The sequence below is a fragment of the Pedobacter puniceum genome (genome assembly GCF_009674685.1).
Taxonomy (GTDB): Bacteria; Bacteroidota; Bacteroidia; order Sphingobacteriales; family Sphingobacteriaceae; genus Pseudopedobacter; species Pseudopedobacter puniceum.
Map to the genome: position 1 here is coordinate 52,369 of NZ_WKJI01000002.1, position 17,196 is coordinate 69,564.

The 17,196-nt window shown below is 34.7% G+C and carries 8 protein-coding genes; all 8 read right to left on the bottom strand.

What is annotated here, in order from left to right; translation table 11 throughout:
• Positions 1-5: 5 nt before the first annotated feature.
• Complete coding sequence (locus GJJ64_RS06970; protein WP_154287002.1) at positions 6-1,670, bottom strand: UxaA family hydrolase; 1,665 nt, start codon at positions 1,668-1,670, stop codon at positions 6-8.
• 10 nt (positions 1,671-1,680) lie between these two features.
• On the bottom strand, positions 1,681-2,010 hold the full coding sequence (locus tag GJJ64_RS06975) for an L-rhamnose mutarotase (protein WP_154287003.1): 330 nt from the start codon (positions 2,008-2,010) through the stop codon (positions 1,681-1,683).
• Complete coding sequence (gene fucP / locus GJJ64_RS06980) at positions 2,003-3,241, bottom strand: L-fucose:H+ symporter permease (RefSeq protein WP_154287004.1); 1,239 nt, start codon at positions 3,239-3,241, stop codon at positions 2,003-2,005. Before fucP ends, GJJ64_RS06975 begins: the two co-directional genes overlap by 8 nt.
• A 216-nt stretch (positions 3,242-3,457) precedes the next feature.
• The gene (locus GJJ64_RS06985) at positions 3,458-4,969 is read right to left on the bottom strand and encodes an alpha-L-fucosidase (RefSeq protein ID WP_154287005.1); all 1,512 of its coding nucleotides are present in this window, start codon (positions 4,967-4,969) and stop codon (positions 3,458-3,460) included.
• 280 nt (positions 4,970-5,249) lie between these two features.
• On the bottom strand, positions 5,250-10,841 hold the full coding sequence (locus GJJ64_RS06990; protein ID WP_195759248.1) for a glycoside hydrolase family 9 protein: 5,592 nt from the start codon (positions 10,839-10,841) through the stop codon (positions 5,250-5,252).
• Positions 10,842-10,947: 106 nt separating this feature from the next.
• Positions 10,948-13,239: a hypothetical protein gene (locus GJJ64_RS06995; RefSeq protein WP_154287007.1), complete on the bottom strand. Its 2,292-nt coding sequence runs from the start codon at positions 13,237-13,239 to the stop codon at positions 10,948-10,950.
• Between the two features lie 4 nt (positions 13,240-13,243).
• Complete coding sequence (locus GJJ64_RS07000; RefSeq protein ID WP_154287008.1) at positions 13,244-15,532, bottom strand: FAD-dependent oxidoreductase; 2,289 nt, start codon at positions 15,530-15,532, stop codon at positions 13,244-13,246.
• Positions 15,525-17,195, bottom strand: a complete 1,671-nt coding sequence (locus GJJ64_RS07005; RefSeq protein ID WP_154287009.1) for a sodium:solute symporter family protein — start codon at positions 17,193-17,195, stop codon at positions 15,525-15,527. Before GJJ64_RS07005 ends, GJJ64_RS07000 begins: the two co-directional genes overlap by 8 nt.
• Position 17,196: the final 1 nt, after the last annotated feature.

Genomic DNA, 17,196 nt, shown 5'->3' on the forward strand with positions numbered 1-17,196 from the left:
AACTCTTACAAAGAGATATCTCTTTTCCAAGGAATAAAATCATCTTGAGCTAGCCTTACAGATTTTGGTATTTCCTCGCCACTAGCAACTTTTATCACATACTCTAATATTCTTTCTCCAGCTTGCTGTATAGTCTCCTCTCCTTCGATAATAGAACCGCAGTTAATATCTATGATATCGGGCATTTTATTAAATAAAGCTGTATTGGTAGAAAGTTTAATTACTGGAGCAATAGGATTACCTGTGGGAGTTCCTAAACCAGTGGTAAACAATACAATATTGGCTCCAGCGCCTACAACTGCAGTAGTACTCTCCACATCACTTCCCGGTGTACATAATAAAGCAAGACCTGATTTTTCAACTTTTTCTGGATAATCTAATACCTGAGTTACAGGTGAAGTACCTCCTTTTTTTGCTGCTCCAGCTGATTTTATCGCATCCGTAATTAAACCATCTTTGATATTACCCGGTGATGGATTAGCAAAAAAACCCGAACCTAAGGCCTCAGCTTTATCATTATAAGACCTCATTAAACTTATAAATCTATTCGCATTTTCATCATCTACACAACGGTCTGCAAGTTCTTGCTCCACGCCACATAGCTCTGGAAACTCAGCCAATATAACAGACCCCCCTAAAGCTGTTATCAAATCAGAAGTGTAACCGATGGCTGGGTTAGCAGATATTCCTGAAAAACCATCAGAACCACCACACTCTAAACCAATGCAAAGTTTGCTTAAAGATGCCGGTTTACGAGTTAATTTATTTATTTCTATTAAACCACAAAAGGTACTCTTCAAAGCTTTATTGATAAGGTTTTCTTCTGTGCCTTCTACTTGTTGTTCAAAAACATACAAAGGCTTAGAAAAATTTGCATCGCGTTTAGAAATTTCTTCTTTTAATAAACTTACTTGTGCATTTTGGCATCCTAAACTTAATACCGTAGCACCAGCAACATTGGCATTTGTGATGTATCCGGCCAATAAACCACATAAATTTCTGGCATCGTTACGTGTACCTCCACAACCTAAATCATGAGTCAAAAATTTTATTCCATCCACATTTGGAAATAAAGGATTGGGTTTATGCTCATCAGTTTTAATTTCATCAAAATTGATGCTTAAAATATCATCAACTGTCTTTCCTGCTTTATAATATTCAATAAGTCTATCAGATTTTAATTGATAACTGGTAGTTTTACCATAACCTAATTTATCTACTAAAGCTTGTTTTAGGATATTCATATTGCGGTTTTCACAAAAAACCAATGAAATAACTAACCAATAATTAGCTGTTCCTACAGAACCATCAGACCGATGATAACCATTAAAAGTTCTTTCTTTCCACTTATGGATATCAGGTGAAGTCCAGTTGATGTTTCTTTTACCTAAAGAAAAATCATTTGTGGCATGTTTAATATTGGTTGTGGTTAACAAAGCACCTTTCGCTATCTTTTCATTTGCTTTACCTACCAACACACCATACATAATAATTTGATCGTTTGGTAGCAAGTTAGTGATGCTAAATTTATGCTTCGCTTTAACGTCATCTAATAGGGTGATATTTTCTTGACCATGCGCTATTACCATACCTTTTGGTAAGTCTTGCAATGCTACCAAAACATTATCTGATGGATGTATTTGGAGATAATTATTATTTAAAGAGTTCATTTATAAATTACTATAAATCAAATATTTTTGTCATTAAAACCCACTTTTCGTTTTCTTTAGATTGGGGTAAGGCTTTTTGATATTTCCACATCAGAGTTTCCCATTCTTGTACTTTCGGATTCACTTGGTCTTTCTTTGCTTTTTCAGTAAAGCTAAACTCATCTGTCGTTTCCATAATCATGAATAACCTATTGTGCAGCCTGTATATCTGCATACTGAGTATACCACTATCTTTAATACTTTTTTCTATCTCTGGCCAAATCTTAATATGATAACGCTCATATTCTTGTATTAAAGCATCATCATCTACAAGATCCAGTGCTAAACAATATCTATTCATTAAACTTAACTTTTGATTGAATTGCAAATAAGAACACGATTAAAAAGCAAAATAGCGGTACGATATAGGCGATTTGAATATTTACCATATCTGATATTTTACCCATAATTAAAGGAAAAAAAGCACCTCCTGCTATAGCCATTACTAATAAGGATGACCCTATTTTCTTCTCTTCTCCTAAGCCATCTAAGCTTAAAGAGAATATGGTTGGAAACATGATAGACATAAAAAACTCTACCCCAATAAGGGCATAAATAGATAGCATATTGCCGAAATTAATAGCCATTATTAATAATATCACGTTAGCTATACTATAAATGGCCAGTAATACTCTCGGACTAATGTATTTCATTAAAAATGTTCCAACAAAACGGCCTATCATAAACACCAATAATGCAACCGATAGGTACATAGCCGCATCTTTTTCTGCTACACCAGCTGCCTCACCAATAAATCTGATAAAAAAGCTAGATACACAAACTTGTGCTCCTACATAAAAAAATTGAGCGATTACTCCGAAAACTAGATTTTTATTTTTCCAAATACTACTTTTTGACATTAATTTCTGATGACTATCAACTTTTATCTCTGGTAATTTTACACGCCAAATGATGATGGCCACTAATAAAACTAGGATACCTATAAGTAAATAAGGCATTTGTACACTTGAAGCCTCCTGCTTTAAAAACTCTTCTTTCTCTATAAGAGACATACTACCTTTTTGTTCATCAGATAAATGAACACCTGATAATATAAATATCCCACCCAAGAAAGGAGCCAATGTGGCTGCCAAACCATTAAAAGATTGTGAAAAATTAAGTCTAATAGTTGCAGTTTCTGGCTCTCCTAAAACTGTTATGTAAGGATTAGCTGCTGTTTCCAAAAATGTCAAACCACTAGCTATGATGAATAAGGCAAGTAAAAAGAAACTGAAGTTTCTCAATTCAGCAGCTGGCCAAAATAGGAATGCTCCTAAAGCAAATAATAATAGTCCAAAAACAATCCCAGATTTATAGCCAAATCTTCTCATCAATATACCAGATGGTATAGCCATAATGAAATAGCCTATGTAAAAAGCAGAATCAATAAGTGCGGATTCTAAATCTGTTAACTCACATGCTTTTTTTAAGTGGGGTATTAGTATAGGATTTAAATTGTGTGCAAAACCCCATAAGAAAAAAAGAGACGTAATAAGGATAAATGGAACTAGATATTTCCTATTTGTTATCATATAAAAATTTTACTTAAATCGAGTATCCTAGAAATCAGGAAGCTAAATTTCAGGTTTAATAATTATAAAGGTATATATTAACAAAATCGCCTAACTAAAGTAATTTGGCTATTTTTTAAACTAAATTGACGTTTATTTTGAAAATTGTAATCAAAAAAAAGCCGTCTTTATTGTGTTTAAACTACACAAAAGACGGCAAGATTCTATTTGTTTTATTTACTTCTGAATTAATGAAGCTCCACCGTTTATTTTAAATACATAAGCATATTTAGTTTTAAATGCCTGTGGGGTTACTTTAGGCACTTCTAAATAAAGATTCCCTTCTTTTGATTTGTATTTTGGAAGAACCTCAGTACCTAATAATTCTATTTTATATCCTTTTGGAACAGTTAGACCCTTAACCATTAAATTATTCTGGGGCAACTTTGTAGTTAAAATGTATAAATCTTGACCTTTATAAGTATAGAAAACTTCTCTATTAGTATTTGTTGATGCTGCTTCAGCGGCAGACTTTTCTTTCTTCTCTGTTTCAACTTTAGAGTTTATATTTTTAACCTCAGCAGGATTATGCCATGCCTTTGTACCATAGATACCTTCTCCATTTACTTTTAGCCATTCTCCTATATCCAATAATCTCTGCTCCATAATTACTGGAATTCTTCCGTCTGCAGTTGGTCCTACATTTAAACATAAGTTACCACCTCTACCTACGGTATTTACTAAAAGATGTATAAGCTCCTCAGAACTACGATAATCATGAATATCCTCATTTCTATTATATCCGAATGAATAGCCCATGCCTTGAATTTCTTCCCATGGATGTTCGTTATTTACTTCATCAGTATCTGCATATTCTCTAGAATAATAACCACCATGCTCTCCTCTTACTTTCCCCCATCTGTCATTTACTGCAACTTCATCTTTATTTGGTGCATTGTTATACAACCAACTTAAAAATTCTAAGCTTTGTAAACGTTTATAGTCCTCATCCCAATCTCCATCAGGATAAATGATAGCAGGTTGATACTTCATCACTAATTCTTTCATTTGCGGAACAATATGTTCAGAAATCATCTTATCTCCTGGGATTTTATACTTAGATACGATAGAATCCGGAAGATAATACCCATTAAAATTGCCAGGTCTGGTGGTAGGCGTACTCTCCCATTCCATTAACGAATAGTATAAGCCCATTTTTAAACCCTTAGCTCTTACAGCGTTAGTAAGATCGCCAACTAAATCTCTCTTAGGTCCAACTTCCATAGCGTTCCATCCTTTAGAATATTTACTTGTAGATGGCCATAATGTATAACCATCATGATGTTTAGAAGTTAAGATAACATACTTCGCTCCTGCATCTTTAAAAAGGGTAGCCCACTTATCTGGATTCCATAACTCTGCTTTAAACATTGGCGCAAATTGTCTGTATCCAAAGTTCTTACCATAATTTTTATCGTGAAAATCTCTACTTGGACCAGGTTTAGACATAGCTAGAATTTCATACCATTCTGCATAACAATCATAAACTGAACCTTCTCTATTGATATGAATATAAGATGGTACAGAATAAACACCCCAATGAATAAATATTCCAAATTTAGCGTCCTGAAACCATTGTGGTACTGGCCTACTATCTATAGATTCCCAAGTAGGTTCATATTTTTTTTGTGCAATACCTGTGGTTGTAATAAATAAGCTTAATAATAAGCAAGCGAATTTGATTTTCATGATTTTTAATATATTATTTATATAGGGTATAAACGACTAAATTAGCCCATTTTTAATGTTAAAACTTTAATAACTTGGCAAATCTTTAAATGATATTTCTTATTTTTTATTACGGATATAAAAAAGAGATTGTCTTGAAAATTTTATTTTTCATATTAAATAGAGCTAAAATTTTCTCTGATATACTCGAAAAAATCATCAACTATGCTCGATATGAAATAGAATAATCATATGAGACAACCTCTTTTTCTTTAAGACATAAATGATTTCAAATTACCATTTACATAATTACTAGCTTTTTAACTTCATTTAGGTTTTTACCCTTAAAGTGTAACATATATTGTCCCGCAACAGGCTTTTCTTTCATTTGCATAGTCTGCTTTAATCCATTTTGACGATTTACTTTTTCTGAATGAATTAATCTACCTGTTATATCATAAAGAGATAGTTCTACCTCATTGCCTTCATAATTATGAATGGAAAAGTTCACTACATCAGAAGTAGGATTTGGAAAAACTGTAAGTTTAATGGTACTTTCTAGCTTAAAATTAACCGTTCTAATACCAAGTTCTTCCATTTTACCATCTTTATCTACTTGAGTTAATCTATAATAATTATTTCCTGAAAAAGGATTATTATCATAAACCGTATAGCTATTTCCATTGTTATTAACAGATTTTACTCTTGTTAATAAAGTATAGTTTACACCATCAGTAGAACGTTCCACTATAAAATAGTCATTATCTGTCTCTGAGACAGTTATCCATTCTAATTTAGTACGAGAACCCTCTGCTTTTGCTTCATAACTTTTTAAAGCAACAGGTAATACCAAGGCTGGTTCTACACCATAAATAAGCACATCATTATCATAAACCGGCATCTGTTGTGTTTTTGTAGGTACCGATGTACTCAATGGACTCAAACCATTGAAAGACCAATCGTTAGAGTTATTCCATCCAGAAGGACCTGTAATTGTAAAATTAGCTTCACGCATCCAATATACATTGTTTAAAGAAACACCCCCTATTACACCTCCAGGAAATATTTTTCTTCCGGTAAAATCAACTTTTACATAATAGATATCACCAGAAAAATGAGTAATTGGTGATATAGTTCCTCCTTCTGTATTTGTATTTGGAGTTACAGTCCCTTGTGTTACTACTAAAGATGAAACATTAATTGATGGGTCTAATGTGAAATAGTAACGTGTTGAAAGTTTATCAGTAACTCTAGCAGGCCAAGCTGTTCTATTGTTTACCTGTGCTTTAATACTAATAGAGGTTGCAGATTGGGAGTTGATTTGAGCCTCAGTAAAAATTTCATCATCTCTGACTTCTGGTGTTGGGAAATTAGCTAATTGCGAACCATTACCAGGATTTCTAACGTACATCCGAGCAAATGCTCCCGGTAAACCTGCGTTAAAATCTAATGCGACCTCATTAGTTCTAAAAGTAGCAATATTGTTTACAGATAAATCAAAAAAATCTAATGGATTGCCATTTTCAGCTGTCCCAGGCCCCCCCATTAATGCACCATATAAAATATGCCTTGGTTGGGTAACATTATATTGAGGTTTACCTACTGTTAGGTGTTCGAAACCTGCCCAACCACCTAAAGCTGCTCTGTGGTGAGGAGCGTTCCATGGATTTGGCCCCATTCCTATAACATAACTTCTGTTATATGGATTATCTCCTAAAACATATCTAATCTGACTTTGTGCAAAACTATCATATATATTCTTACGGTTTATAGTTGTATTAATTGCTGGAGATGCGCTTGGAGCAGTGGCTCCATCTACGCCAGTACCATCTATCATCCAATCACTATATATACCTGCAACGAAAGCTTGGTTAGTACTATATCTTAAAGGAGCAAAAACAGTTCTAGTTGCATCTTCTGTTTTAGTAGCTAAACCACCAGGAGTATATTTTACTTTATCAGTATATCCTATTGTCCACCAGTCTAACCATCTTTCTACCCTTCTTCTATAGGTTGTCTGTGTTGTTCCTGTGGTTTCTTTCACCAGAAGTGTGAAAGCAGCAGGGGCAAGATTACCAAAAAATAATTCTGAAAAATGAGCGTAATTCGTTTCAGGTGAAGGCGAAAGATTATAGTATTCATTCGCTTTATTTAAATAATTATCAGTGTAACCGTTAGTTGATGCTGCTAACTCTGCTTTATGTAACCAAATAGCACCCCACATCATTTCATCAAAATAATGAGAGCTTCTATAAAAATAGTTTTCTGTGGTAGTTACTACTCCTACTGCATTTCTATGTCCATCAACTCCACGATAAGCATCTCCAAAATCAAACATTTTACGAGCTTTATCTAATAATAAATTTGCATAGTTAGTATCACCCGCATTTCTAAATACGATAGAAGATGAAGCTAGCGTTGCTGCTACTTGTCCAGCAATATCAGAACCTTTACAAGTAACATCTATCTTATAAGATTTATTAGCCCCAGGTGCAAACATAAAGTCTAAAAGTTCTGGAGCCGCAAAGTGATTATGCGCAAAGTTTCCATCCGTTACCTGTGAGTAAAACTCATATGTTCCCGGCTGGTCGTTTGTAAAACATTTGATAAAGTAATCATTTATAAACTTTAAATTATCTAATAAATATCCTGTTTGATTGGTAGTTGAATATACAGTACTGTATTCTAACCCACTCCATGCTAAAAAAGAAGCTGCGTAAGCCATTGTTGCGGCACACTTATATGTATCGCCAGCATCATGCCAACCACCAGTTAAATCTCTTCCTACATCAGAGCCATCATTTAATAAAGCATCCCCACGCCATTCAACTCTATTTTGGCCAGGTAAATTTCCTCTTACACTTGGTAAAGCCCCACTACGTTGTACCTCATAAAAGAATAAAGATTTTTGCAATGCCTCCGCATAATTAAAGTTTATTACAGTTTTTTGAGTAGGGGTAATTGTTCTACTTATACTACTACTATTAAGCGCCCCATCGTTTACCGTAAAACTTATTGTTCTTTCCAATCCTGAAAAATCATAGTTACTCCCTTGATAATATTTCACATTTCTTAAAGCAGTTTGATATTCAGCTAATGAAGCATTACCGGTTAGAATTAAAGTTCCCGTTGCTGGTATCCAACTAGAACTTATACTATTAGTGTTAGCGAAACTTAAAATATCTTGTCCGTTTTTATAATTATTAGATACTGTTATAGTTGCACTAGTTATCGTTGTGTTATCTACATCTGTTAAAACAATATTTGATGAAATATTTACAGCGACACTCTTCTCTTGATGAGTTAAACCTGTACTCTCAATGCCGGCTAGCACAGGTGCATCATTAATAGTTGTTATAGCAATATTTCTAACTATTGTATTACTATTGTAAGTGCCATCTGTAACTTGAAAACTAATAGTTCTTACAATTGTACTAGGATTTCCACTGTTATTGACATATCTAACACTTCTTAAAGCAGTTTCATAGTTGGTTATGCTAGATGTACCAGTTAGCGTTAGTACTCCATTACTAGTATTAAAAGAACCTGTAATACCATTTTGGTCAGTAAAAGCTAAAGCATCTTCTCCTGAAATAAAATTACCAATTTGTATTGTACCACCAGTCATATCGGTACTATTTGGGTCTGAAAGCGCCATAGTAGCAGTAATATTTTGGAGGCCTACATCTTCAGAATATGCTAAAGGAGTATTCTCTATATTTCTTAATAACGGACTATTTTCTGAAAAACTCAAGTCGATTCTTCTACTATCTGAACTAAAGTTTAAACCATCATCTACCTTAATTAATATTCTTCTTGCCGAATAAGTTGCATTAGTTCCTTTAGAATTCACATACTTGAGGCTTCTTAAAAGGGTTTGATAATCAGCAAGAGAAGCAACTCCGCTAAGTGTCAACAAAGCACCTCCAGATGCATTTGCATTAAAAGATGTGGTAATACCTGCTACAGGCGTAAAAGAGAACTCATCTTCGTCACTTTTACTGTTTTCTGTTATTTGTACTGTAGCTCCTACTAAAGTAGTATTGTCTGCATCAGTAATAGTTAAACTATTATCAATTAAAATATCAGAGGCTAAACTGGTATATATTAACAAATCTGCATCAGCTATAGTCAATACAGGGGCTAAATTTATAGACGGTGTAGTAAAAGTCTGGTTAGCTCCATATAATATAAACTCATCATTAAGACCATATACTGCTTTTGCTCTCACATTATATAATGTATTAGGCGTTAAAGACGCTGTATTTGCTGAAATACTTACACTTCCACCTGTACTTGTAAAAGTTATGGTTTCTAATCCATAATCTGTTGATAGACCGTAGTCAAAACTGACCTTTGAACTTAAATTTCCTGTATTTAAAGAAGCATTAAACAGTGCTGTAGCAGTTCTAATGTCTGTTACAGCATTTGTAGTTAAACTTGCAATTGGTGCATTATATTCAAAAGCTCCAATATCAATAGCTCCATTTCTAACAAAGCCTCTTTGATCATAAATAGAAGTATATCCTGAAGCCGTTGCAGGGTCTATGGCAATACTGTTTACTAACAAAGCATGGGTTAATGTGCTAGCATCGTTAGTGGCTAAAACAGGATTTAATATAGTACTAATATTCGCATCTGTAACAATATTACCTGTAGTAACAGAAGGTGTAGATGTTCCAGGTATTGTTATCCAGCTTCCAATTGGTGGGTTTGTTGCAGAAGCAATAATGTTTCTGCCAAATCTAGAAAAACGGTTACCATTCAGATCAGCCTCATTTGCCCCAGCAGTAGCATGATTAGAAGTATTACCCTTTATAATGGTATAATTAATCTCCATATTACCCCCATTAACACGTACACCACCACCTGCGCCAGTGGTAGAAGTTACAGAGTTACCAGTAATAGTACAATTATTTAAAATGGCATTAGTAACAGTACCACCAATACCGCCGCCATTTGTAGCAGAAGTATTACCTGAAATCGTAACATTACTAAATTCTAAGTTATTAACTGTAGCCTGAGAGAAAACTCCACCACCACTATCGGTAGCAGTATTACCACTAATCGTAGAATTTCTAACAATCAAAGAAGAACCGGTTTGGTTACAAATACCTCCACCTCTTCCTCCTGAACTTACTGTTCTATTACCACTTATGGTTGAGTTCAATATGGTTAAAGTTCCTGAAACATGATTAATAGCCCCGCCTTGATTAGTAGAAGTATTATTTCTGACGATTGTACCTACTATCAAGTTGCCTGTTATTAAGCTGCCTGGCCTATGGTCGATAGCGCCTCCTCCAGTGCTTGAGGTTGTACCCCCTGAAGCACCACCACAACTGTTGTTTTCTAATAATGAGTTATATATCCTTAAGATAGCTCCTGTTCTAGAAATTATAGCCCCACCAATACCTCCTAAACTAGTATTATTTCTTAAAACACAATTATAAAGGTATAAAGCAGCGTTATCTCTATTAGCTATAGCACCAGCATGTACACCAGAGCCACTTGTAGTATTATTTTCTATAATACTATTATATATGCTTAAATTACCTAAGTTTTCAATAGCGCCGCCTTCTGATGTTGAGAAACCATTGCTAATAACCAGATTCTTTATAACAACTGTTCTAGAAGCAGAAATTGCGAAAATTCTGAAATTAGTTACGCTGTTTCTAGTTACAGTGATACGTCCAGCAGGAGCTTCAAAAACGATATTTACATTGATGGTTGGTAGAACTCCACTAGTTAAATTAATGATACTACCTGATGGTATACTGAAATTAATAGTGTGTGGCCCAACAGTTGCGTTAGCATCTGTAATGGCTTGCCTTAAAGAACCCGCACCTGTATCATCAGTATTACTTACTGTAAAGGTAGCTGCGTTTACTTTCATGGTTGTCAAAAGACACCAACAGAGTATAAGCCATTTTAAATGGTCTACTCGTTTCATTTGAGTAAAAAAAGATTTCATAAAATGAGTATAATTTGATTAGTATTAGTTAATTCATTTTGATAAGCCAACCCTTTTTGTGGAGTTGATATCTAATTTTTTCTTTAGGCTTTAACTCTATTGTTTGATAGGGTAATATTTCATTAGATTTTAGTTGTCCTATGGAAATCTTTACCTTAGCTTCATAATTTGTTGGATTGCGTATTTCTAGTACCCCTTTACCTGCTGTGGTTTGGAGCTCAGCTTCTACATGGTCGAATACATATAATCGATTTTGATCTATAAAAACACTAGGTAATTCTGCCCCCATGAGTAGAATAGCCACTTCAGCCCATGTTGAAAGACCTTCTATTTCTCCAATTCCTTCGTACCAATCTGTAGTACTTATTCGTTCATCTACAAAACCAAAAGGTTGCTTAGCAATAGGTTTATCAGGATGAGAAACATATTGTAGTGCTGATTGCGTGATTAACTTGAGTAGCAATAAATACTCTTCTTTCTTAGTAACCTGATATAATTTCAAAAGTGCTAATCCAGAAGCAGTACAGATACCCGGTGCCGCATGTTTATTTTGTACGTTAGCCCAAACTGTACCCACCGTAGATACTCCCAATTGATGCATTAAAGTTCCTTTTGGAAATTGAAATGAGTAAGGCATTACCCAAGTACTAAATTGGTTTACAGTTTCCTCTGCATAGGTAATCCATTCCTTCTCTTTTGTGCAATCATAAAGTGTCATAAAAGATTCTATCAAACCAAAACAACTTTCGCTATCAGGACTTTGAAGTGCATCTCCAGGACCACCTGTTGTGATTCCTTTTTTTATAAACTCTTGATAGTAATATCGAGCAGATTGTTTTGCTACATTCAGATAAACAGTATCAGCAAACCACGAAGAAGCATAAACTAAGGCTGCGGGTGTAATGGCTGCACTTGCAGAACCACCAACAACGATAACACCATTTTCACTATCTACAAACTGTCCCCATTGACCATATCTTTTCCAATTTCTTACAAATGCGTCTGAAACAGTTTTTGCTCCTTTAACCCATTTATTGAAATCATTTTGCGGAATACTTTTATCCTTCTTTAGTAATTCAAGTTGCTTAAAAGTATAATATAGAGCATCCGAACTACTTCTTATAAGATGCCAATTTTTAGTATGAAATTTACTTGGATCTCCACTAATCCATTTTATACCATCTTCACATCGCTCATAAAAAAAACCTGAAGGGCTTATACCTGCTGGAAAAAACCAATTATTTTCTTTGATTATCCTATTTCTTGTAGTATCTGCGCCAAAAGTTAAAGCATAAGCTGTAATTTGCCCACCTACCCATCCTGGTTTCCATTTTTTATTTCCCGTATGGGAATCAATACCATAAAACTGCTGATTTGCATTCCAATTGAATTGGTTATACTTTTTCTCAATCAAACTGTAAGCTTTTGATAATGGCAGATCTAAACGAACTGGCTGGGCAGTTTTTAAAACTTGTTGATGAATATTGAAATAATTCTGATAAAAGCTCTTTATATTGGAAGCTGGTAATGTATATAATTGTGCTTTTATTTGTATACTTTCTCCCTTTTTAAAAACATGACCTTTATCATAAGAAGGTGTATGGGTATTACCAATGCTATACCTATGTAATTCTCTTACTAATGGTGAACTAACTCTTAAATAAGCTACTGCTCTAGATCTATTCTCTTCTATTTCAAAACCATAATCACCTAGTTCATTTCCTTGTTCCGCAATTAAAAATCGACTTCTATTATTAAGAGTATCTAAGAAGGCAATACAAGGAAAACTCATTCCTCCGCTTCGCTCTTGAATTCTTGAAAATCCTTCTTCTAGATTTAATCTTGGAACATCAGAAATTACTATAGGGGCATCCAGACCTGCATCTTGTGGTAATAATATTCTGGGTGAGTAAGGTATTTTTCTGGCTAAAAATTTATTACCGTTGTAAACTGCCCCTGGCATTAAAACAAAATTTTTAGCATCCCAATTATATTGTTGCCATTCTAAACTAACAGAAACTTGGTTTACGTTATCGCTTAAACAAGTTACTTTAAGCTTAAAATTTTCTGAGTCTGATTTACTCTTATTAAGTTCTTTTGAAAAACTTATCTGCCATTTAGTATCAGCCCAGTTAATAATCGTATCAAGGCCTAATTTTATTGAATAGGCCTGATCTTTTATACAAATATTATGACGCTCGTAATCATAAGCTCTAAAACGGATACTGTATATACCGTCTTTTACTTCGCCTGCATAACTTAAAGAAGCTATCATTAAAAGTAAACTAAATAAACTTACTACTTTATTCGTCAAAATCATAATATCATGTATTAGCTGTGTAACATCTAATTTCAAATAAGGCTGCCGGCACATCATCCGAAGGATGTTCTAACTCAAAACGGATGCTTTTGGTATTTAAAGGCTGATCTAATTTGATAGTGTTAAGGGTTAAATAGTTACCTTTTTTTTGATAGATGAGCTTATCTTCATCATCAAATACTTTATAATTTTTGATACAAAAAGGCATCACTTCCTCTGGGTTATGCATCAAAACATTTTCTAAAGGATGATCAAAATCGGTATCAAATGAAAGCTGAATCTCTTTTATCATTATAGGAGATTTCCATTCTAATTTTAAAGAAGGCTTTTTATCTGAAAAAGCGGCAACCCAAGCATTTGGAGTAGAAACAGGTCGTTGAATGCCATTCAAAAGATTGTTAATCTTAAACATTTGAATTGGTTTTCCAAACTTCATAGCTAAATTTTTCCCTGCAGGTCTTCTCTCTGGACACCAAAATTCAAATGTATCAACACCTATATCTTCTGTGGGTGTTTGTTTACCATAATTAGAAACTGCTGGATTTATCTTATTAAAAACAGATAATATTCCTGTGATGCGTTGATTACTTAATGGTAAATGAACCAAAGGATTTTGATGAAACAAAATAAAGCCATAGGCATCCTCTTCCCACTCTTTATCAAAAACAATGGAAATGTTTTGCTTACCTGCTACTAATTGATAGGTGATACTACTAATAGAAACATCAGGTGTATGGTTATAAATCTTTGAACTTTTTCTTAATTCTATAATCAGCGAGGTATCTTCAAGTGCATTAACTTCTATCTCAATAGTAGGCAATTGCCCCTTATGAAAGGGTAACATTTGCGCAACACCGTTCTTTAGATCAGTAAACACTCCTGAAGCTGGTATTTCCGATAAACTTAAAGTTGAGGAAGCAGAAATAACAAGTGCCTGATGAACAAGATTATTTTTATCCTTTAGTTTTTGATGAGGTAAATGCTGTCCTATTTTTAACAACTCTTCTTGTAATTCAAAAAGATATTTTTGTCCGACCTCTCTAGGGTTAACCTGATACTTCTTAGCTATGTATGCAGCTACAGCTACAGCCTGTGCTCCGTGTGCATTTGTAGCCATTACCCTTGTAGAACCAAATGCAACATGTGAAGCAGATATAATGCGGCCTGCTAAAAATAGGTTATTAATATTCCTTGAAAAATAACATCTGTAGGGTATCCCAAATATCCCTTTACTATGCCACTGGTTACATCCTGGTTTTTCGCTATAAACACCATCTGCTGGATGTAAATCAATAGACCATCCCCCAAATGCTACAGTATCTTCAAAAATACTTTGTTCTATAATATCTTGTTGTTTTAAGATATAATCTCCTTCAAAACGCCTGCTTTCTCTTTTTCCTGGTATGGTACCAACCCACTCTAGGGTCATAGTTTCTGCCTCTGGGAACTCTCCTGAGTTTTTAATATAATCCCATACCCCATAAACTACCTTCCACAGTTCCCATTTTATTTTTTCAGTTTCATGTATTGTATCCAACCTACCACCGTACTCTATCCACCATAATCTACAGCCATAATCCTTAGTATTAATTTTCTTATATCTTGGTATTTGCTTTATATCTGTTAAAGCATAAGAAGGAGGTACAAATTTCACTTTCCTACCAACATCCTTAGAGTAAAAGTATATTGAATGTCCTAATAGCTCACCATAACTTTTATCTGGAGCAAATTTTTCTCCAAACTCTTCTTTACTTTCAGCTCCAATTCTAAAAGCTGCACCAGCTAAAAACCCTGCAATACCATCGCCTGATGCATCTGTAAAAAGGGGTGCATATAATTTATAAGTAGTTGAATTTTGACTACAAAAGGCCGTAACACTCTCAATAGTATCTATATCTGATTTTTCTAAATCATAAACAGCAGTATTTAATAAAAGAGTTATATTATTTTCTATTACTACTTTCTCTAAAAGAATAGTATCAAAAATTAATGGATTACCCTCTGGATTCCGATAAGCATTTTCTAACATGATTTCATCTAGCAAACCACCCTCTCTTGCCCAACGGTTATTATTACCCATATGAGAGGTAGCCCCCAATACCCATAACCTAACTTCAGAAGAGCAGTTTCCACCTAAAATCGGACGGTCTTGTACTAATATAACTTTAACGCCTAAACGAGCCGCAGTAACTGCGCAACAAACGCCCGCCAAACCTCCTCCTATTACAACCAAATCGGCTTGTAATTCAACATTTTTAAGTACTCTTTTCTCAGGTATATAATCTTTAATCATTGATTTTAATTTTTTTTGATGCCCGCAAAGGAATAATAGCAGCTAGTAGAATAAATACTGCGACACCCGCAGTAAGGGCTTTGCCGGCAGTAGTAATAAAGGATAAAATAAATACTAATAAAGCTGTAAATGCTAATGATCCAGCTATAACCCGAAGCCCAAATCGGTTTTGCACTTTCACTTCTTTAACTTCTTCTTGTGTAGGCTCAGATTCGTTATTTTGTGCGGTCTTTGTCTCTAAATAGCTTAAATAATCTGATGATGGTTTTTTGATTAACAACTCGTTAATCAACAATAACAGAAAAGGAATTCCTATTCCCATAATCATTTGCTCAGCCCTATTAAAGCTAAATCCAGCTATCATAGGGAAAATTAACTTTAAGAATAAATTGAGAAGCAGTGTTGAAATGGTGATTTGTAGCGTAACTTTTCCACTCAATTTTTTAGAAAACAAAGCCCAAATTGGAGGTGCCAGTAATGGCCCGGCAGTAATGGAAGCAATGCTTAACACCACCTCAACCATACCGCCGATGGCAGGAATAATTAAGGCGATTAAAATCATCCCTATGCCAAATGCCCAAGATGATAATCTTGCTACCCTCATCAATTGTTTATCCGTAGCAGCGGGATTAATTAAGCTTTTATAAATATCATTGGTAAACACTGCGGATGCTACATTGAGTGTGGTATTTGCGGTTGCAGATGTGGAAAAATACATTCCTGTAAGCATTAAGCCCATTAAACCCGGCGGAAGCACCATTTTACACACATATAGGTAAGCATTTTCGGCGTCCATGATGGAAGGGTCAATCACTTTAAACATCATAGGTGGGAGCATCCAAATAACCGGACTTATGATATATAGTGCTCCAAATAATAAGGCTACTTTTTTTGCTGAAACTGGTGTATCTACACTGGTATAACGTTGCACAAAAGTCCAGTTTCCACCAATAAAAAATATATGGTAAATACTAAAGGCCACTATAAACCAAGCATTAAACTCGCCATTAAATACGTTAAAGAAATTTTCGGGAGCATTTTGTACAAAGGAACTCCAGCCACCTGCTGCCTCATTGGTTAAAGGCAAAACAATAAGTACTGCTGCTAAAAGCACAACAAATTGCAAAATGTCGGTAACCATCACTGCCCACAAACCCCCAACCGCTGTGTAGGATATCATTAGGAAACCTAAAACCACCGTTGTAGGCATTAAGGGAAAGCCCAAAGAGGCACAAACCAGCTTAGCTACCGGATATAAAACCACACCTTTACTAAATATGGATACGGCCAAGAAGATATTTACATAAGTTTTTTGAGCGGTTATTCCCAAACGTTGCTTAATAAATTCGGCGGCTGTTAAATTCCCTGTTTTTTTCCATTTGGGAGCCAGGAAAAATGCAGTAACCATGGCGCCCACGGCCATGGTCCATTGAATGGTAATGGATACAAAACCATACTGATAAGCAATAGATCCCCATGCAACAAAAGTACCGGCGGAGAAAAATGACATAAAAAGGGAAAGACCGCCTATTGGCCAAGGTACAGCTTCTCCACCCGCAAAAAAAGACTTTAAGTTTGTTCCCGTACGAGCAAACATCATCCCTATACCTAGCACAAAGGCCGAAAAAACGACTATGACAACCGTGTCAATAATTGAGTTCATT

Bases quoted from the DNA above. Each gene is read 5' to 3' on its own strand.
- GJJ64_RS06970 (WP_154287002.1), bottom strand. From the start codon at position 1,670: ATGAACTCTTTAAATAATAATTATCTCCAAATACATCCATCAGATAAT.
- GJJ64_RS06975 (WP_154287003.1), bottom strand. From the start codon at position 2,010: ATGAATAGATATTGTTTAGCACTGGATCTTGTAGATGATGATGCTTTA.
- fucP (WP_154287004.1), bottom strand. From the start codon at position 3,241: ATGATAACAAATAGGAAATATCTAGTTCCATTTATCCTTATTACGTCT.
- GJJ64_RS06985 (WP_154287005.1), bottom strand. From the start codon at position 4,969: ATGAAAATCAAATTCGCTTGCTTATTATTAAGCTTATTTATTACAACC.
- GJJ64_RS06990 (WP_195759248.1), bottom strand. From the start codon at position 10,841: ATGAAAGTAAACGCAGCTACCTTTACAGTAAGTAATACTGATGATACA.
- GJJ64_RS06995 (WP_154287007.1), bottom strand. From the start codon at position 13,239: ATGATTTTGACGAATAAAGTAGTAAGTTTATTTAGTTTACTTTTAATG.
- GJJ64_RS07000 (WP_154287008.1), bottom strand. From the start codon at position 15,532: ATGATTAAAGATTATATACCTGAGAAAAGAGTACTTAAAAATGTTGAA.
- GJJ64_RS07005 (WP_154287009.1), bottom strand. From the start codon at position 17,195: ATGAACTCAATTATTGACACGGTTGTCATAGTCGTTTTTTCGGCCTTT.